The organism is Ramlibacter sp. WS9 (assembly GCF_003797765.1).
Classification (GTDB): domain Bacteria; phylum Pseudomonadota; class Gammaproteobacteria; order Burkholderiales; family Burkholderiaceae_C; genus Ramlibacter.
Genome location: NZ_RKMB01000026.1, coordinates 41,910 through 60,793 on the forward strand (window position 1 = coordinate 41,910; position 18,884 = coordinate 60,793).

Here is an 18,884-nt window from a genome sequence, read left to right on the forward strand (position 1 = left end):
GGATGTCCGAGCTTCGGGCAGCCGGCGCGAATGAGGATCGGGCTGACCGCGGTGATCCTCAACGACCAGGCCGCATTCCTTTCGCGTTGGGCCGAGTACCTCTCCAAGCGAACCGGCACGCCGATCTCCTTCGTTTCCCGGGACACGTACCAGACCATCGTCGATCAGCTCCTCGCCGCCCAGCTGGACGCGGCGTGGCTCTGCGGTTATCCGTACGTGCTGCACCAAAGCCGCATGCAGCTGATCGCTGTCCCGCTCTACCAGGGCAAGCCGCTGTACCAGGCTTACCTGATCCGGCCGCTGCAGGGCGAGTCCGACATCAACAGCTGGGCGGACGTGAAAGGCAAGGTGGTCGCCTTCTCGGACCCGCTCTCCAACTCCGGTTGGCTGGTCGCACAGGCGCAGATGCGCGCCGCCGGCGTGGATCCACGCAGCCTCAAAAAGAGCTTCTTCGCGTACGGGCACCGGCATGTGGCGGAAGCTGTGGCATCGCGGCTGGCCCAGGCCGGCTCCATCGATGGCTATGTCTGGGAAACGATGCGGCAGCGCCGCATGCCCGCGGTGGAACAGACGGAGGTTGCATGGAAGTCGGAGTTCTTCGGCTTCCCGCCCCTCGTCACCACGCACAGCGACAACGATGAACGCGTGCAAAAGCTCAAGACAGTCCTGCTGGACATGCGCAACGAGGCCGAGGGTCGTGACATTCTCCAAGCGCTCAATCTCACCGCATTCGAGGCAGGCTCGCCCTCCCTCTTCGATTCAATCAGCCGCAGTGCGGCGGCCATCCAGCCGCGCAAGACCTGATGCTGCGGAACCTGCCGTACCGGGCCCGGGTTCCGCTGGGCTTGGCGCTGGCCGTGGTCATCACTGCACTGCTTGTCACCGCGGTAGCGGCGCAGGTGGCGGCACGCACCAGCAAGCTGGAAACCCTGGCTACGGTCAACGGAGCGATTGCCTTATTGCGCGCTCAGGCCCGCCCGTTGCTCGCCGAGGAAGACACATGGCGCCTGTATGTATTGCTGCGGGACACATCATTGATATTGCCCGGCCACACCGAAGGGCTCGCACGCGCGGCCATCCTTGACACGCAGGGCCGAATCGTCGCCTCTTCGGATCCTTCGGCGCTGGAAACGGGCCGGGCAGTGTTCCACGCCCAGGGACTTGACAAGCGTCTCACGGTGGAGCGAGACGATGAATCCGTTGCACTTGTCGATCCCATCAGCAGCGAAGATGGCCTCGTCCTGGGATATTCCTATGTCGAGGTCGACGGGCCGGTGTTCCGGCCGGAATGGGCGGCCATGGCCAAGCCAGCCTTGTTCGGCACCCTGCTCGCGATCGCGCTTCTTGTACCGGCGGGGTGGGTGGTGGGCAACCGCATGGCAAGACCGATCGGGCAGTTGGCGGGCACCATTTCGGAAATGGGCCGGTCTGACCCCGGCGCATTGCTCTCGGAGCTGCGGGATGAACGCGACCCCGAACTCAGACGCATCGGCGGCGCCGTCAAGCAGTTGCTTGTCGAGATGGAAGAACGCAAGCGCTCCGAAGAGGCCCTGCGCGAGAGCGAGGCCCGCTTTCGCGCGGTCTTCGAACATGCAGTGGACGCGTTCTTCCTGCTGGACCCCGAGCTCAAGGTGATCGACGTCAACGGGCAAGCCTGCGAGGCCCTGGGCTACAGCCGGGAAGAACTGGTCGGCATGCACCCACGCCAGTTCGATGCCAAACTGGACGAGCGCTCGATCGAGTTGGTGCGCGCACGTGTTCGCGCGGGTGAAACGATCACGTTCGAAACCCTTCATCGGAAGAGCGACGGCACCGTGTTTCCGGTCGAAATCCGCAGCCGGACTTTTTTGCGTGGAGGGGAGCAGCTGTACCTTGCGCTCGCCCGCGACATCAGCGAGCGCAAGCGGACCGAGCAGACGGTGCGGGCCAAGGACCAGGCGCTGCAGGCTGTGCGCGCGGAGCTGGCGCGCGTGTCTCGCGTGATGACGCTGGGGGAACTCACCGCCTCCATCGCCCACGAGGTCAACCAGCCCTTGGCCGCCATGGTCGCCAACGCCGCCGCTGTGAAGCGCTGGCTCGCGGCGGACCCACCCCAGACCGAGAAGGCCCGGCGCGCGCTCCAGAGCATTGCCGATGACGGCCGGCGGGCGGGCGAAGTCATCAAGCGGGTCCGTGCACTCGTCCAGCGCCGGCCGGCGCCCATGGCCCCGCTCGGCGTCAACGACGCCATCGCCGATGTCATCGCGCTGGCTCAGCAGGAACTGCGCTCGAACGATGTCGTCCTGTCCAGGCGGTTGGCCGAAGGCTTGCCGTCCGTGCTGGGCGACAGGATCCAGCTGCAGCAGGTGCTGCTCAACCTGGTCATCAATGCCGTCGAAGCGATGAGCGCAGTGACGGATCGCCCGCGCGTGCTGACGATCACCTCGGGCCTTCATGAACCGGGCGCGGTATTGGTCGAAGTGCGCGATACCGGGCCGGGTCTCGAGCACGAACACGGGGAGCACTTGTTCGAGGCGTTCTACACGACCAAGCCCGAAGGCCTCGGCATCGGCTTGTCGATCAGCCGTTCCATCATCGAGGCGCACGGCGGCCGGCTCTCGGCCGCACCAAACATACCGCACGGGGCGCTCTTCCGCTTTACACTGCCTGTGCAAGGAGACGCCAGCGCATGAACGACAACCGCGCAGTCGTGTTCGTCATTGACGATGATGCGTCCATGCGCGGGGCTTTGGACAACCTGCTCAGCTCGGTGGGGCTCGACGTGCGGGTGTTTCCCTCTCCGCAAGAGTTCCTCGGCGCCGAACGCCCCCATGCTCCCGGCTGCATCCTGCTGGACCTGCGTTTGCCCGGCATGAGCGGGCTTGTTGTGCAGCAGGAATTCGCCACCCGAGGCATCGCGCTACCGGTGATCTTCATCTCCGGCTACGCAGACGTGCCGATCACCGTGCGGGCCATGAAAGCCGGAGCGGTGGAGTTCCTCACCAAGCCCTTCCACGAGCAGGAGTTGCTGGACGCCGTACACACGGCCATCGAACGCGACACCGCCAGGCACGGCGAGGCGGGCCAGGCCTCCGACCTGCGCGCGCGGTTCGACACGCTGACGCCACGCGAACGCGAAGTGATGGGGCTGGTCGCGGACGGGCGGGCCAACAAGCAGATTGCTGCCGAGCTGGGCGTGAGCCTGGTCACGGTGAAGGTTCATCGAGGGCACGTCATGCACAAGATGCTGGCCCAATCCGTAGCCGACCTGGTGCGCATGTCCGACCAGCTCGGCCTGCGGGCGGCTTCTGGTCCTATACCAAGGTGTTAGACCGCGATCCTTCCGTGCCATAGTTCTGCGCCACAAAGCGGACTACTCTGCATTTTCAGGTGCGGGAGGATCGAATGCCGGAAGCTCCGTTGGTCGCGATCGTGGATGACGACTCATCCATGCGCGAAGCCACGTCGAATTTCCTGCAGGCGGCCGGCTTGAGCACCGTCACCTTCGAAGACGCGAGCAGCTTCCTCCAATCCGCGCGACGCCGCAGCGCTGCGTGCCTGGTCACCGACGTTCGCATGCCCGGCATCACCGGGTTCGAGCTGTACCAGAAGCTCGTGGCGTCTGGTGAGGCCATCCCCACCGTTCTGATGACCGCGTATCTCAACGATTCGGTGCGTGCACGCGCGCGGGAAGCGGGCATGGTGTGCTGCCTCGGCAAGCCGTTCGCGCCCGAGGAATTGCTCGATTGCGTGCTGAATGCGCTGGCGGGAGGGAGGCAGTGCGGCGGGGAAACGGGGGAGGAGTGAGGGCTGTCATGCCAGGTGGTCGTAGCTTGCAGGCCCATAGCACTTAGTGCTATGCTTCTGACAAGGGGAGGCTGGGCATGGCGATCTACAAGACTCGGTGGTTCGACCGCTGGGCGCGCAAGCAAGGATTGAGCATGCCGAGCCTCTGCGACGCAGTGCGCGAGATGACCGACGGGCTGTATGACGCCGATCTCGGCGGCGGCCTGTTGAAGAAGCGGATTGCGCGGCCTGGGCAAGGAAAGAGTGGCGGCTTTCGCACGCTGGTCGCCACCAATAGGGGCGGCCGCTGGATTTTCCTTTTCGGCTTTCCCAAGAATGAGCGCAGCAACATCGACAAGGACGAAGAAGAGGCCTTGAAGAAGTTGGCGGCGCACCTGCTGTCACTGACGCCGCAGGCGATCGGCCAGGCGCAGCGTGCTGGCGAATTGATGGAAGTAGATTGTGATGCGCAAGACGAAATCTCCGATTCTTGAGGCCGTCCACGAAACGGCCAAAGGCCTCCACAAGGCGGGCGTGATGGACCAGGTCACGTTGCGTGAATTCGACCGTCTCTGCCTGCCTCCGGTCGAACCGCTGAAACCGCAGCAGATCAAAAAGATCCGCGAGGCGTCGCATGTCAGCCAGGCCGTGTTTGCCCGCCTGCTCAACACCAGCCTCTCGACGGTGCAGAAGTGGGAGATCGGCCAAAAGAAGCCGACCGGCACGGCATTGAAGCTGTTGCACCTCGTTGAGAAGCGGGGCTTGGACATCGTGGCCTGACCACAGCCGTTAGCGCTTGCGCGGGCCCTCACGCCCCCGCTTCCGCCTCCGGCCACAGCCGCGGAAAGTAGAACCGAAGCGAATGCTGCGGCACGCCGAAGCGCAGCTTGCCGTGCGGCGAGTCGGTGGCCAGCAGGCCGCGCTTGAGCAAGGCCGTGATCTGCGCCGTGGCCAAACGGTCGCCCAGGCCCAGCATCGCCTTGAAATCGCTGCGCTCCAGCTCGGACCGTGTCAGCCACAGGTAATGCAGCGCGCGCTGCGCTTCGGAGCGGACACCTTGCTTCACGACCTGTTCCTCATAGGCCAGGCAGGCCGCGATGCGGTCCTTCATGCCATCTACATCCAGCAGGGTGCTCATGAAGCGCACCTGGTCCAGCGATAGCCCCAGCACGTAGTCGATCCATCCGGCCAATGCCCGCTCCGACAGGTTGCCGCGGCCGTCCAAATCGCCTGCACGCGGCTGGTCGGCGGCCGCTAACTGGGCGTAGTAGGCCTCTTGCGAGCGTGCGAACCCGCGTAGTGGCGACCACAGGCCGTTGGTCAGCCCCTGGGCGCCGAACGCCAGATGCGTGTGCAGGCGCATCACGCGGCCATTGCCGTCGCGAAACGGGTGAATCCAGGCCAAGCGGTGATGCGAAGCGGCGGCAGCCACGATCTGCAGCTCACCGCGCCGCACGCCGCCGTAGAAGGAGCCCCAGCGCCCCAGCATCGCGGGAATGGCCGTGTGTGCCGGGGCCGCATGCACGCCGACGCTCACGTTGCGGTCTCGCAGCGCGCCCGGCACCAGTGCGTCGCCCTCGGGCAGCACGCGATCCGCCTCGGGCAAGCGGGCAAAAAGGTCTTGATGGATCTCGCGCACCATCTGCGCAGACCAGACGTGGCCGCCGGACCATTCGCGCCAATGCGCCTCGATGGCGGCCTCTGTCTCCATGTGCGCGAGCGCCAGCCGCTGCCGCCGCGCCTTGTCGGCGTCTTGCGAATAGTCATTGCGCAAGGCGCGCTCGATGTCGATGGGCAAGGTGTGCTGGCCCTCGATGCGGTTGCTGTAGTACGAGTTCATGGCGCGCAGCAGCACCCGCAACTCGGGCGGCGCACCGGTGCCGGCCAGTCGGAGCGCCTCGCGCTGCAGGTCATGCGCCTGCTCCAGCAGCGGCGCGAGCAGGCGTTCGCCCGGCAGCAGCGGCTCCATCTGCGTGGGATCGCCGTTGAACTCGAACTTTTGCGACTTGGCGACCATGCGCAAGCCTATGTCAGCAAAGAACTTTTTGCAATTTGTGCGGGAGTTTTTGCGACTTTGGCTGCGACTTGATCCGCCCCTCGCGCACCTCGACGTCGAAATACTCAGCCCCCGCCAACCTACCCACCCAGCATCGACCACAACGGAACGGCCTCGATGCCATCAGCCAATGCAAAGCGATGCAGGCCGGGATGGACGACATACAGCACATCGAGCTTCAGATCATCCATTGCGATGCGCATGGAGGGCGTCAGCCGGGGCGCGTCCGCGCGCTTGAACTCGACGCCAACGCGCTGGGTGCCCTTGAACATCAACAAGTCCAGCTCGGCACCCTGGTGCGTCGCCCAGAACCACGCCTGGTCCGGCTTGGCCAGGCGCAGCACCTGCTCCAGTGCAAACCCTTCCCAGCTGGCGCCGGCGCGCGGATGGGTCAGCAGCTGGGCCATCGATTCCACGCCCATCAGCGCGTGCAGTAACCCTGTGTCGCGGAAATAGATCTTCGGTGCCTTTACCTGCCGCTTGCCCAGGTTTTCATGCCAAGGCTGCAGCTGGCGCACCATCATCGTTTGCGTCAGGATGTCCAGGTAGCGGCGAATCGTAGGCTGCGACACCGCCAGCGACCGCGCGGGATCGGCCGCCGACCAGATCTGCCCGTGGTAGTGGGCCAGCATGGTCCAGAAGCGCAACATCGCCGGGGCGGCAACGTCCAGGCCGAACTGCGGCAAGTCGCTGTTCACATGCATGGCGATCGCACCTTGCCGCCACGCGAAGCTGTCAGCGTCGTTCCCGGCGAGGTACGAGCGCGGAAACCCACCGCGCAGCCAGAGGCCGTCCGCCACTTCGTCCTGCCACCCGCCGGCCGCCCCCGTCACCTCTTGCAGGTCGAAGCCGCCGACTTCGACGGTTTCGACACGCCCGAGAAGCGACTCGCCGGCCTGCCGGGCCAGGCTGGGCGATGCACTGCCAAGCAGCAGATATTGGCCGGGGGCGTCCGAGCGGTCCATCAGCACCCGCAGCAGCGGAAACAGCTCGGGTTGGCGTTGCACCTCGTCGATGACCACCAGCCCCTGCAACCGCTCCAGCACCTGCACGGGTTGCGCGAGCCGCTGTGCGTGGAGCGGGTATTCCAGGTCGAAGTAGTTGGGCGAGTCGCGCGAGACAAACCGCTGCGCCAGCGTGCTCTTGCCCGCCTGGCGCGGCCCCACCAGCGCAACGCCGCGGGAGCGGCCGAGCGCGCGGCGTACGGAATGTTCGAGGGTGGGACGGGACAGCATTTCGCTATGTTAGCAGCCACACCATGAAAAACGAAAGGCTGGCTTTCATATTTCATGGAAGACTCAACACCGAAACCGGCGATCCCTTCCGTTGGAGCTGTCATGCCAAATCGCCAGCCACCCGCCCAGCGGCCCCGAAGCCGCCATCGACCGATCCCGCCCTATCCCTTCAACCGCGCAACCATCTCCGGATAAACCACCTTCTGCAAGACATTCGCCAGGTAGCTCTGGTTGCCAAGCGCCGCCGCCGCCTCTGAAGGCGCCCTGGCTCGAATGCCTTCAACGTCTTTCAACACCGCCTCCGTCGCAGGCAGCAGGTTCTTCGCCATCTGCTCCACGATGCGCCGCGCCGGCCGCTCGGGCACGCCCAGTTCCGCACCCGCTTCCAGCACGCTCTTCAGGCTGACTTGGCCGAACGTCTTCGCGCCGGGCAACTCTATGGCCATCGGCACAGTGGGCCAAGTTGCATTTGCGTCGGCGACGGCGCGCGTGTAGTAGGCGCCCGTACTCAGAAGGTCGTAGTGCGGCGCCAGGAAGACGCCGTCTGCGCCCACGCGGAAAGACAGGTTCTTGAGGTGACAGTCGTCGTTGGCCACCAGGATGTTGAACACCAGCCACGAGAACAGGCGCAGGCGCGCCGCGGCCCGGTTGGTGCATGCGGCAATGATGTCGCGCAGCGCCGCCAGCGATGCGCCCGTGTGCTTGAACAGCCTGTCGCGGTTCAGCAGCTGGCAGGCGTCGATGATGTGCATGCGCTTCACGTGCATGTTCTTCGCGCCACCATCGCGGTGGCGGTCAAAGCGCTCGACGATGTACACCGGTTCGGGCACGTACATCATCCACACCTGCGGCACGTCGAGGCGCAGCGCCGCAGCCAAGCGCATCGTCAGGTATTCGTTGAACACCGAAGCGGGGTACATGTCCGGCTTCTGGTGGTCGGGCTTCAGGATGTGCGTCGACGGCGTGGCGCCTTCGGGCTCGTAGAGCTCGCCGCCCAGGTAGTTCACCAGCAGCTTGTGTTGCGCGCCGGCCAGTGACATGCGCTTGGGTGCGCCGCTGGCAAGCGTTGCGCGCGGCAGGTTCCGGATGCGATCGTTCAGCGCGTCGGGCGGCAACGGTTGCATGCCGCCACGGGCCGGCGGCGGCATGTCGGGCGGCAGCAACGTGAGGGAGCCGGCAGATTCGGCGCCCAGGTATTCGAGTAACGCAAACGCGTCCATGGCGTCGCGGATGCCCGCTTCGCGAGCCAGCGCCTCGCGCAGCAACTCCTCAGGCAGGAGGTTGTCGAAGTACCACTGAACCGGGCGGGCCGTTCCGCCGTCTTCATGGCGAAGCTCCGACCGGGCCAAAGCCGGCGAAAGGTCGAAGCTGTCCGTGGCCTGCGCCCACTGCGGGTCGTATTCAATCGCCCAAAGGTTGTTGCCCTCTTGCAGCGTGCCGATCCGGCGTTGGTCGATCCAGACGTGCAGGCTACGCATCTTGCGCGTGCGCCTTGGCGTTGCGCTTGGCCCGCTGCTTGTCGACTTCTTCGGCGGCAGAGTCGGGAATCTCGGCGTTCAAGGTGACGCCGGCCTCCGAGAGAAGCTTGAGGACCAAGCCCAGCTGGACGGTGGGTTTGCCCCGCTCCACGTCCGCGGCAAACTGCTTGCTCACGCCGGCCGTGGCGGCCAGGTCGTCCTGGCGAACGCGCGCACTTTTGCGGACGGCCCTGAGCAACAGGGCGAGGTCTTCGACGGAGCGGACAGGGAATTTCATTGGCGGAATACCTATGATCGCAGCTATTTTGCGCTTCGCCTGGGTTTCCGTCAATGAAATGCCTACGATCGAAGGCAAATGAGCGCCGAGCCCTTCTTTTCTGGCGAAAAAGCTACGAGCTCAGGCATTCAGACGTCGATATTCGCCGCGCCCGCAACGCATTCGTCTCAATGAACTCAAGCCCGTTTCATCGTGCCAGTTCGTACGCCGTACTCCTCCCCCCAGCCCCCGACTTCACCAAAATCCCCAACGTCACCATTTCATTGATATCCCGCAAAGCCGTATCCGGCGAGCACTTGGCGATGGCCGCCCACTTGCTGCTGGTGAGCTTGCCGTCGAACCCATCGAGCAGACGATTCAGCAGCTGCGCCGAGAGGCTGTAGAAGCGCTGCGAGCTGCCGTCGGCGCGCGCCAGGAACAAGTCGCCCACGGCGCGCGCGATGCGGCCATTGCCGTCGTCGAACGGATGCAAGGTAACGAACCACAGGTGCGCCAGACCGGCCTTGATCAACGCAGGCTCCGATGCGCCGGCGTTCGCCCAAGCGAAGAAGCGCGGCATCTCCTTCTTCAACTCGTTGGCGCCAGGCGCCTCGTAGTGAACCTTGCGACGATGATCCGGGCCCGAGACAATCTGCATCGCCCCGGTCGCGTCGTCGCGCCACGCGCCCACGCGGATACGCGAGAGCCCGCTGTAGCCGGTGGGGAACAACGCGGCATGCCAGCCGAAGAGGCGCTTCGCGGAGAGCGGCGCGCTGAAGTTGGCCGTGGCATCCAGCACCATCTCCACCACACCCTCGACGTTCCGGTCGACCGGCGCGAGCGCGCCAATGTCCACGCCCAGGCGGCGCGCGAGCGAGGAGCGTACCGATTCGACGTTGAGATGCTCGCCTTCGATCTCGCTGGTCTTGACCACATCGTCGGTGAGTGCCGCCAAGCTCGCCTGTTCCCGCAAGGCCAGGCCCACGTCCGCCAAGCGGCCAAAGAGCATGCCCTGGGCACGACTGGTTTCTGCCAGTGCGGGCGCTAGCGCCGAAAGGTCGTAGCGCCAATCGGGCCACTCGGCCGATTCCCAGATGTGGCGCTTATCTCCGCGTTTCATGCGGAGATTGTGGGGGATATTCACCGCGGAATAGATAATCACTGCAATTTGCGGCGATTAGGGCTGAGATTCGCCGCACAAAGCCTACGCCGCCTCACCCATCCCGCCGTCGATACACCTGTGCGGGCCGACCCTGCCCCAGCGTGTCGTGCACATGCCGCGGCAGCACCGGCAACGCCATGCCCAACGCGAATTAGCCGATGACGACGGCGAGCAGCAGCGGCAGCAACGGGATGTCGGCACGCCATCTGCCGGATCAAGCACCGGTCCCCCCCAAGCGCTGGACCCCCATGCCAACAACAAGCCGACGCGGACCTACGCAGTGCTTCAAGCGAATGGCAGGCGCCAGCCTGGCCGGCACGTGCATGAAGCTCCGTGCGCAAAGGGCCCGACCAATCAAGCGGGTCACTGGATTATGTCTTTCGGGCCTGGCGCCACATCCACCATCTTGGCGCGCAGCATCACCACGGAGATCACCAAGCAAACGGGCTGGTGGCTATTGCGGGGACTCGGGTGGGGTGAGAAAGAGCCGAAGCCGCTGGCACATATCCGCGTTCTCAACCCCTGCGCAAGAAATCTAGCACTACCGGCCCATACTTGGTAACCTATGTCTAAAGGGGGGCCGCACGATGGGCGCATTTACGTGTTTTCTTCATCCCGAGCGAAACCTCCTAGATCGCCCCGTACAGACTCCGTGTCCGCATTGCGGGTTGCCGTTTGGTTTCCCGCTAGATTTCCCACCGGCAGCGGTAGGAAAATTCAAGATCGATGTGAACTGGAAACCAAGGCGCGGCCTCTACGGCGTCGCCTACAGGGCCGCCAAGCAAAATTTCCCATACCAAATCTTAAAGATCACGCCAAAGGCGTTATACGAAGCGTTTGACAAAAATTGGGGCGAGGAGGTTGCGCTCCACGCGCAACTTTCAGCAGAGCTTCCAGACGTCATTGTTCCGATGATCGATGCCTTTGACGAGGTAATCGAATTTCCGTTGCCGACGGGAGCACTACGGATCGACTGCTATGTTCAGGTGCTCACGTTTGTCGACGGAGAGCTGCTACAGGAACACTTGCCTGGCGGGAACCAAAAGCCAAGTGGAAAGACCGTGGCTCAAATCGCGATCGATCTCCTTGCACTTGTCGGAGCGCTCGATCAAAAGAATATCTTTCACAACGACCTGCATGGTCAGAATGTAATCGTCGAGCGCCTGGCGCCAAATTTGCGGCGACTCGACGCAATCGACGGCTCAATTCGAGTAAGAGCGATCGACCTCGGTTGTGCGCGCTCAAAAACTGGAAGCCGCAGTGACGAGGCGTATGGAACGGGTGACCTAACGTATGTCGCAACCTATTTACGATTAATGTCAAAGGAAGCCGTCAACGCCGATACCTTAGAGGCGGGGCGCGATTCAAATGTACTTTTGGCAGTCCGCGAAGTCGCAGATGTCATTTCAGGACAACCGGAAAAGCACCGGATGGGAGAAGTCACTACATATCAGCGGCTGATTTCCACAGCCTATCGCGCAGCCTCTACTGAGTGGAAACCTTGGTCAACTCCGCTCCAGCTCGGAAATCTGGACGACTACTACAACGCTCAAACATTGCACTCGTGGCATGTACCTGAACTCATCGTGGCGGTCGATCCTAAGCACGAGAGCCTTTTGGCTCGACCTGGCCCTGTGGTGCTGGCAGGGATGCGAGGTTGTGGCAAGACCATGCTCCTTAGATCGCTCGATTTTCACGCCCGTGCGCATCGGCGCATAGCCGAACGAGAAACGGCGCAAGACGTACTCACCAGGCTCGAGTCAGATACATACGTAGCTCTCTTTGCGTCAGCCACCAAACTAATGGAAAGGCCAGATGAGGCGCAAGCATCATTGGACAATCGGCTCGCTCGCCTGTTCATTGCATACTGTCGAGCAAGTGTGCGCGCAATGCTTCATCTTGAAGACATCAAAAATCAGAGCATCGTACCCCACGTCAACACTGGTGAATGGAGGGAGCTTCTGGCCAGAGCGGTGCCTGGAACCCCCGGCACCAATGCACCGTTGACGCTTGACGAGCTTGAGCATTATTTCGAACATGCCTTGTTGATCGCTCTGAGTTCACAGGACAAGAGCGCGGGGCTCAACATGCGAGCGTCCGAGGCGTTCGAGGCCCTTGCGAGACTTATTCGAAAATCCGTTCCCGATTGGCAACACAAAGTCGTGTACTTTCTGCTCGATGACGTATCCAGCCGGTACATAACACCGGATGACGTGCAACGCTTGATGAGCGTTTTCATTTTTCAAAGTGAGGTGTGCGCATTCAAGCTGTCGACAGAGAAGCAGTCCGAGTTATTTGACTTCGCCAATTCGGCAAAATCAAGAAAGAGCCTCGGCCGCGACTATGAACTCTTGGATCTCGGAGAAGACCTCTATGAAATGATGCAGGGTCGCGAAACGGAGTCTGTGAAATTCATCTCAAATGTGCTCCTTCGACGCGGCGCGCGTATGCACGAGGCAAAGTATCAAGTAAAGCCACAGGTTGTCCTAAGCGATTGCAGCTTAGTGCGTATCGCCAAAGAAATCGTAAGAACAGAAGGCCGCAAAGCCGAGGACAGAATTGTTTATGCTGGCTTCACTGCGATGGTTCAGTGTTGCGTGGGGGACATCGGCGACATCATCAAGCTTTACGAAAATATGCTGCGCAGCGTTGAGGGCCGGCGCGCGTCAAGGTAGTTGTCGCCTCATTCATGCAGCCAGCAGCTGCTTATCCGTGTAGGCCCCATGGGACCTGATGACCGAGTCGCGTTCGGGGTTGAGCGTCACCGCGCCGATGGGCGTCCAGTTGCGCGTGTTGCCTGACCAGCGTGCCGGGTTGAGCTCCCGGGCCTCGGTGTACAGCGCGTGGCGAGCCGCAAGAATCGCGTGATCGTCACCGGCATGTCGCTGCGCCGGGGTGACGTAGCGGATGCCGCTGTGGCGATGCTCGAAGTTGTACCAACGCACGAAGCTTGCCGCCCAGGCGCGGGCCTCCTGCAACGTGGCGAAGCCCTTGGTAGGGAACTCGGGGCGGTACTTGGCCGTGCGAAACAGGCTTTCGGCGTAGGCGTTGTCATCGCTCACGCGCGGGCGCGAGTACGAGGGCTTGACCCCCAGCCAGTTGAGCATCGCCAGCACCGTCGTGGCCTTCAGCGTGGAGCCGTTGTCGCCGTGCAAGACCGGCTTGAGTTGCATCGCGGCAATGCCCTCGGCCAGCGCCGTGCGGCGCACCAGGTGCGCGGCATGATCGGAGTCGTCCGTTGCATGCACCTCCCAGCCCACGATCTTGCGGCTGTACAGGTCCAGGATCAGGTACAGGTGGAACCAGCGCCCCAGCACGGTGGCGGGCAGGTAGGTCATGTCCCAACACCACACCGCGCGCGGCGCCGTGGCCACGTGCGTGGTGGGCGGGCGCACCGCCTTGGGTGTCTTGGCCCGCCCGCGGTGGGCGTTCTGCCCGTGCTGGCGCAGCACACGCGCGAAGCTCGACTCGCTGGCCAGGTAGCAGCCCTCATCGGCCAGCATGGGAACGATGCGCGCCGGCGGCACCGCCGCAAAGCGCGGCTCGTTGGCCACAGCCAGCAGTTGCGCACGCTCGGCCGCGCTCAAGGCATGGCCGGGTATGGGGCGCACGGCATTCGGCCTGCCATCGCCCGTTGTGAGCCCCTCCTGGGCCTTCCAGCGCTGCAGCGTGCGCTCGTCGATGCCCGCGGTCTCGCAGGCCAGGCGCAGTCGCGCTCCTGCGGTGTGTGCCATGACGATGTTCTGGGCCACGATGCGGCGATCTTCGAGGCCGATCATTCGTCCCCGCCCTTGTGGAAGATCGCCTCGAGTTTTTTTGACAGCACCAGCAACGCTGCGGTCTCGGCCAGCGCACGGTCCTTGCGCAGCAGATCGCGTTCCAACTCCTTGATGCGCTTCCTGTCGGCTCGCGTGGCCTGCGGGCTGGCCCGCGCCTCCTCAGGCTCGGCCAGCGCGGCAGCGCAACTGGCACGCCACTTGTCCAACTCACCGGGGTATACCCCGTGCTTGCGGCACCAAGCGCTCTTGCCCGCTTCGTCCAGTGCCGCCGTCGTGATCACCGCCTCAAGCCGCGCCGCCGCAGTCCAGGCCCGCCCTCGGGCGGGCCTGGACTGCGCGTCCTCGCGCCATCGATCCAGCGTTCCCGCCGCAACCCCAACCTCACGCGCAACGACTTCCACCGCTGCGCTCTCCGGCGGCAGCAACCTCGCCACCGCTCTGTCTTTGAATGCCTGTCCGTATCGAGCCACTGTCTTCCTTCATCGCCGCCCCCTTGGTTTCTGGTTCTATCGGGGCGACAACTATTCTGACGCGGGGGGGGGCCCTCAACTACTATTTCCGATCCGTCCCAAAGTGCAGCACGAAATCTTCATTTCGCATAGTACCTACCGGCTGAAATGGATTGATCGGGGTTGGACGTTGGGACTTGACCGACTGCGATACCTCGATCTTGTAGCGGCCTTTGCCAAGAAGTCTCACGACGCGCTTATCGAGTCTGGTAAGACTAACCGACTTCGCCAGTGCACAAAAATTCACATTCGAGTTAGCGACGAAGACCTCGAAGTGATCTCGAATGCACTCCGTTCGCTCGTCGATGCTGGCATTCTTGTGCTTATAGGGTACCGCGAGCGCGTCAAGGACCGCGGGCGCGAGCCATACAAACAAATAATTGTTGCTTTTAGGAAGTTACTGGGGGTTGCCTTCTTCATGCCCCTTTCTGACCGTGACCGAATTGAACTTAGCTCGCGCGAATTTCTCGAATGGCTCGCGAAGCCAAGCCTACTGAACGAGCGCGAGCTTATATCCAACATCGACGATCAGGAACTTGATGCAGGCGTCGACGATGATGTCGATTTGCCTCAGCTGGAATCATTTAAGCCCCGAGCTCACCCGATTATTGAGGAAGCGGATCAAAACGCCAGCGCACAGGGATTGCTTCCATTCAGCAGTGCAGGCACTAAACCCATAGCGACAGATATCGTTCACTTGAATGAGATTAAGTTTTCGGATATCGAGCTTTGGGGCGCCTGGACTTACCTAGGAGCTCTTGGGGTAGAGGAGCGAACAGAGGTAGCCCATCGACGCTTTGCCGCGGTCTCGTCAATGGCGAATGTAGTAGCGGTCCAGTATGGACAGTCTGGGCGGGGTGAAAACATAAAGCGCTCCTGGCATCGAGTCGGCAAAGTGCCCACCCTCACTGCCTCATCGGACGCATTGTCGATCGAGCTTCCTGAAAGGACTGTTATTGACATTTCTGGACTGACAAAACGTCTGATCTTCGGGCTCATAAGGAAGCAGTTTTTGAAGTATGGGCGCGTTTTCGTCTCCATTACCGCGGCGGAGCAATCTGTCCCGAGCGTGAGGGATATCGAAAATATCCTTTTCCTGTACGGAAGTGGCGAGATAGCTAAAGCGCGAGCGGCGCTGCAAGCGGTCGTGGGCAATATCGAGAGTGGCCCTTACACAGCGGAGTCGGTCATTGAAAACATATCTGATCCAACGCGAGATCGCGCACTGATTAGCTTTCTTTCGTCCAGGCACGAACGGATACTCGCGCTGCTCGAGCAGCGAACATATGAGCATATCGAGCTTATTTATTCGAAGAGCGATGAAAAGCGCGGACATCTCGCTGAGATCCTTGGACGCCAAATCGGCGACTTTGTCTCTAGCGTCAGCATCGAGGGATTCGACAGCAATCACCAATTGCCTGACCTGATTGGACGCCTTCTCCAAATACACAAGGGCCACGTACTCGGCTCAAAGTCAAACGTTGAAATTGCCCTCACCGGCACGAAAACCCAAGCAGTAGCGGCGGCCATTGCATCTACTCTCAGCCGGTTCTCGTGCGTCTGGTATCTTGCTCCGGCATCCATATCGACGATCAGCTACACAGAGGGTGCGGGCGCTACGACAATTTTTGAGCTGAGTGAAGGTGATGGAAAGTCACATCCGCTCTCGTTTGTTGACGAGGAGTGAGCTGCAACGTCTTGGCGCGCGAAGGTGCAACTCTGGTCACACCGAAACGTGTGGTTGACCAGCTATCTCGCTTTGATGAATCTCTTCGTACGTCTCTGGAGTTGATTCATGTAGCGTCACCGAGGGGCCGGCCGAGTGTTCGTCAGCAAATCGAAAAAGATCGACGACGATTGCAGAAGGGCAAAGCCGAGGCTCCCGGCTTTGAACTACAACCTAACAATGGCCGAATCAACCTTTTGCCGTTGCTCCAAGAAACTCCTTGAGTCGTCGCGTCAGCGTTTCCCGTTTTGCGGTCTCGCAGTCCCAAACGACCATGATCCGCCAACCGAGCTTCCTGAGTGCCGCGATATTCTGCTTGTCGCGAGCTTGATTTCTCGCAAGTTTGGGTAGCCAGTACTCGACGCGAGTCTTCGGTAGCCGAGAGTCAGAGCAAGCTACTGAGGGGTGCTGATGCCAAAAACATCCGTGCACAAAGATGACTGCCTTGCGCCCAGGGAAAACCAGGTCCGGTTTGCCCGGAAGATCCGCGCGATGGAGACGAAAACGATATCCGAGGGAATGGGTCACGCTCCGAACGACAAGTTCGGGTGTGGTGTCCTTGCTCTTGATTCGCCGCATATTTTCACTGCGGCCAATAGGACTCACGCTGACTCCCTTTGCTATACCGCCAAGTCTAACGGGAGATCAGAAATGTCCTTGAGCCTTTTGCCATCGACCATGATTGCTAGCAGATCTTCAGCCTCTCCATTCCCAAGCTCGCGAACAGCCGCCACTAGCTCTGGTAGAGCAAAATGATAGACGCAGTCGATGTCACCCGTGCCTAGGCAAAGCGACGCAAGTCGCGACGGTGTTGGCTCTCCCGTGACAACCATAATGTGGGGCTGTCGACCCTTGCGATTTCGAATCAGGTTTAGCGCTTCGGATCGCGCGTTCTGTGCCCGATCGCTTCTCAACGTCCACTTGGTACTAATGCTCGCGTGTAAGAACGGCTCGGAACTCACCGCAGATCGAAGGTCCGCAGACATGGAAACGGTCGTATCAACAATTGGTATCCGCGCGTTGATATTTGCGTCCGGCTCCGTGTGGCGCGCAACTATCACGTCTGGGCTGATCGTGTAATCATTTCCCAAAGCAGCTCGAAGCTGCGCGTTCTTCATTGCCGCATCTTGCACTGCCGCTAAGTGCGCATACTGTCGGAACGTTGACAAAAACGCGCCATCCCGACCGCTAACTCGCTTCACAAGCCAGTTGCCGGGCCGCAAATGTGGCAGCTGGAGGAAGGTATTCGCAACAAATTCAGCAACTAAGTCTTCGAACTCCGCGCCGGATTTTTGCGCTCCCAATCGCGTGCCGGTCTCCGCCGCTAGCTTTGTCGCGATACTCATTGCAATCGCGACACTGGCCTTGCTTGACTTGTCCGCGTTGCCAGGGATGCCTTCAGTATTTATGGTTAGCAAGGATCGAAGGAGTGCCTTGTGAAATGCCGCTCGCGCAACCGCCATATGAGGCTGCGCGGGTCCTGATGCTTGTTGCAAAGTCATGCCGCTCTCAGTACGCGCCTGCGAGCGCGCGCCTCCAAGGCGGCCGCGATCTGGCCGCCTACCGCTTTTGCGACTGGCGGGGGAAATGCGTTTCCGATCTGGCGATAAGCGGCGGTCTTTCTGCCATGAAACGCCCAATCGTCGGGGAAGCCTTGAATTCGCGCCGCCATTCGAACTGTTAGCCGCGGTAGCTGATGAAACTTCGGATCCGGCGCTTCATCAGCAAGTCCGTGTCCGTCAACACCAATTGAGGCCCAGGCATCCTTTGCGCGTGTTGGCCCCAAATCTGGTCCTCCGTGCTTCTTGCTGCCGCCGACGAGGGTCGGTGCGATGTCATTCGCCCAGTCTTTCCACCGCGACGCCAATTTCCACCCCCTCTCCGACATGAGATCAAAAAGGCACTCGCCAACACTAGGTGGCCTGACTTTGTTCGGGAGAGGCCACTCAAAATCTATTTCCAGGTCGCGTCGGATCGCTACGAAGATCACTCTCGGTCGCAACTGCGGCACGCCGAAGTCGCTTGCGTTTAGCAATCTCCACTGCGCGGCGTAACCGAGCTTACGAAGGTCGTCTTGAATCTTTTTGCGATACGAGTCGAAAACTGAATCGAGCAACCCGCGAACGTTCTCAAGCATCACAGCTTTCGGTTGAATTTCTTCAACGAGCCGAATCGCCTCCGGAAACAGGTCTCGATCGTCCGACTTTCCGAGCTGTCTACCTGCCTTCGAAAAGGGCGGACATGGAACGCCGCCAGCTAACAGGTCAGCCCCCTGAAAATCCGAGCCTGAAAAGCGCCGCACATCGCCATCTGGAACGACATTCCACTTCGGCCTATTAAGCAGCAATGTTTGCTGGGCGACGGCCTCGATTTCTACAAGTGCGGCATGTTCGAAGCCAGCCAATTCAAGGCCGAGCGCCTGCCCACCGGCTCCAGCGCAGATCTCAATTGAAGTCATGGTCATAGAGTCAGTGTTTGTTGGGTCTTAGTTCGCTTAAGCGCTTCTGACCTGTCTGGCCGCGCTTTTCTCAGTCGCCCGGCCACATAGGCAGATGCATCCACCTGAAAACGCTGTATCCCGCAGGCCTTCAAGACACTGGAGAGGGTGTTGAGATTTGCGAAGCATCTGCGCTCTCCTTTGTCATTTGCAAGCTCGCAATGCGCAGAGGCGCATTCAACACTCAGGGCGTAGCCGCCAGCAACTCCAACGGCAAGAACCTCCGTCACGCCGCCGGCTGCCGCCATCTCCTTCAAGGTAGCAAGTCGGATTTTTCCCGCATCCATTAATAGATTATCTTTTTTTTTATTGATTCTACAAATCTAACATTAATCGCAGCCATCTGAAGCCGCGGTTCAATACGTTGTGGAAAAGCGAACCGTTCATGACAACATGTTGCATATTCAATGAATACGTGCAT

At 61.3% G+C, this 18,884-nt stretch carries 18 protein-coding genes; 8 read left to right on the forward strand and 10 right to left on the reverse strand.

Annotated elements, in window-relative coordinates; genetic code table 11:
• Window positions 1-30 precede the first annotated feature (30 nt).
• The 6 genes from EEB15_RS26990 (at window position 31) to EEB15_RS27015 (ending at window position 4,545) form a co-directional block, all read left to right on the forward strand.
• Window positions 31-804: a PhnD/SsuA/transferrin family substrate-binding protein gene (locus EEB15_RS26990; RefSeq protein ID WP_233259636.1), complete on the forward strand. Its 774-nt coding sequence runs from the start codon at window positions 31-33 to the stop codon at window positions 802-804.
• Window positions 804-2,672: a nitrogen regulation protein NR(II) gene (locus EEB15_RS26995; RefSeq protein ID WP_141513065.1), complete on the forward strand. Its 1,869-nt coding sequence runs from the start codon at window positions 804-806 to the stop codon at window positions 2,670-2,672. The genes EEB15_RS26990 and EEB15_RS26995 overlap by 1 nt, the downstream gene beginning before the upstream one ends.
• On the forward strand, window positions 2,669-3,310 hold the full coding sequence (locus tag EEB15_RS27000) for a response regulator transcription factor (RefSeq protein ID WP_141513066.1): 642 nt from the start codon (window positions 2,669-2,671) through the stop codon (window positions 3,308-3,310). Before EEB15_RS26995 ends, EEB15_RS27000 begins: the two co-directional genes overlap by 4 nt.
• A 74-nt stretch (window positions 3,311-3,384) precedes the next feature.
• Complete coding sequence (locus EEB15_RS27005; RefSeq protein WP_141513067.1) at window positions 3,385-3,786, forward strand: response regulator transcription factor; 402 nt, start codon at window positions 3,385-3,387, stop codon at window positions 3,784-3,786.
• 77 nt (window positions 3,787-3,863) lie between these two features.
• The gene (locus EEB15_RS27010) at window positions 3,864-4,259 is read left to right on the forward strand and encodes a type II toxin-antitoxin system RelE/ParE family toxin (protein ID WP_141513068.1); all 396 of its coding nucleotides are present in this window, start codon (window positions 3,864-3,866) and stop codon (window positions 4,257-4,259) included.
• Window positions 4,231-4,545 (forward strand): DNA-binding transcriptional regulator, encoded by a 315-nt coding sequence (locus EEB15_RS27015; RefSeq protein WP_141513069.1) that lies wholly within the window; start codon window positions 4,231-4,233, stop codon window positions 4,543-4,545. Before EEB15_RS27010 ends, EEB15_RS27015 begins: the two co-directional genes overlap by 29 nt.
• Window positions 4,546-4,573: 28 nt before the next feature.
• On the opposite strand, the gene EEB15_RS27020 is transcribed toward EEB15_RS27015, so the two are convergent.
• The 5 genes from EEB15_RS27020 to EEB15_RS27040 all read right to left on the reverse strand — a co-directional run bounded on the left by EEB15_RS27020 (window position 4,574) and on the right by EEB15_RS27040 (window position 9,910).
• Complete coding sequence (locus tag EEB15_RS27020; RefSeq protein ID WP_141513070.1) at window positions 4,574-5,782, reverse strand: Fic family protein; 1,209 nt, start codon at window positions 5,780-5,782, stop codon at window positions 4,574-4,576.
• Between the two features lie 119 nt (window positions 5,783-5,901).
• Entirely contained in the window at window positions 5,902-7,056 is a 1,155-nt protein-coding gene (locus EEB15_RS27025; RefSeq protein WP_141513071.1) for an ATP-binding protein, read from the reverse strand.
• Window positions 7,057-7,217: 161 nt separating this feature from the next.
• Window positions 7,218-8,534 (reverse strand): HipA domain-containing protein, encoded by a 1,317-nt coding sequence (locus tag EEB15_RS27030; RefSeq protein WP_141513072.1) that lies wholly within the window; start codon window positions 8,532-8,534, stop codon window positions 7,218-7,220.
• On the reverse strand, window positions 8,527-8,811 hold the full coding sequence (locus tag EEB15_RS27035; protein ID WP_141513073.1) for a helix-turn-helix domain-containing protein: 285 nt from the start codon (window positions 8,809-8,811) through the stop codon (window positions 8,527-8,529). The genes EEB15_RS27030 and EEB15_RS27035 overlap by 8 nt, the downstream gene beginning before the upstream one ends.
• A gap of 187 nt (window positions 8,812-8,998) precedes the next feature.
• Window positions 8,999-9,910 (reverse strand): Fic family protein, encoded by a 912-nt coding sequence (locus EEB15_RS27040; RefSeq protein WP_141513074.1) that lies wholly within the window; start codon window positions 9,908-9,910, stop codon window positions 8,999-9,001.
• Between the two features lie 710 nt (window positions 9,911-10,620).
• On the opposite strand from EEB15_RS27040, the gene EEB15_RS27045 reads away from it, so the two are divergent.
• Window positions 10,621-12,627, forward strand: coding sequence for a hypothetical protein (locus EEB15_RS27045; protein ID WP_158290248.1), 2,007 nt, complete (start codon window positions 10,621-10,623; stop codon window positions 12,625-12,627).
• 12 nt (window positions 12,628-12,639) lie between these two features.
• On the opposite strand, the gene EEB15_RS27050 is transcribed toward EEB15_RS27045, so the two are convergent.
• Window positions 12,640-14,201 (reverse strand): IS3 family transposase gene (locus tag EEB15_RS27050; protein WP_141513076.1). Its coding sequence is split into 2 segments (ribosomal slippage): window positions 12,640-13,763 and window positions 13,763-14,201, totalling 1,563 coding nucleotides; the frame shifts between segments, so codons are not numbered across the junction.
• Between the two features lie 103 nt (window positions 14,202-14,304).
• On the opposite strand from EEB15_RS27050, the gene EEB15_RS27055 reads away from it, so the two are divergent.
• A complete protein-coding gene (locus EEB15_RS27055) occupies window positions 14,305-15,927 on the forward strand; it encodes a hypothetical protein (RefSeq protein ID WP_141513077.1) in 1,623 nt (540 codons plus the stop codon).
• Window positions 15,928-16,155: 228 nt separating this feature from the next.
• On the opposite strand, the gene EEB15_RS27060 is transcribed toward EEB15_RS27055, so the two are convergent.
• From EEB15_RS27060 to EEB15_RS27075, 4 genes are read right to left on the reverse strand one after another with little or no spacing between them, the layout of a single operon-like run.
• Entirely contained in the window at window positions 16,156-16,572 is a 417-nt protein-coding gene (locus EEB15_RS27060) for a very short patch repair endonuclease (RefSeq protein WP_255466385.1), read from the reverse strand.
• Between the two features lie 14 nt (window positions 16,573-16,586).
• Complete coding sequence (locus EEB15_RS27065; RefSeq protein WP_233259637.1) at window positions 16,587-17,468, reverse strand: NgoMIV family type II restriction endonuclease; 882 nt, start codon at window positions 17,466-17,468, stop codon at window positions 16,587-16,589.
• Window positions 17,465-18,430 carry a DNA cytosine methyltransferase gene (locus EEB15_RS27070; protein ID WP_141513078.1) on the reverse strand — a complete coding sequence of 322 codons (966 nt, stop codon included), beginning with the start codon at window positions 18,428-18,430 and terminating at the stop codon, window positions 17,465-17,467. Before EEB15_RS27070 ends, EEB15_RS27065 begins: the two co-directional genes overlap by 4 nt.
• On the reverse strand, window positions 18,427-18,750 hold the full coding sequence (locus EEB15_RS27075; RefSeq protein ID WP_141513079.1) for a hypothetical protein: 324 nt from the start codon (window positions 18,748-18,750) through the stop codon (window positions 18,427-18,429). Before EEB15_RS27075 ends, EEB15_RS27070 begins: the two co-directional genes overlap by 4 nt.
• Window positions 18,751-18,884 lie beyond the last annotated feature (134 nt).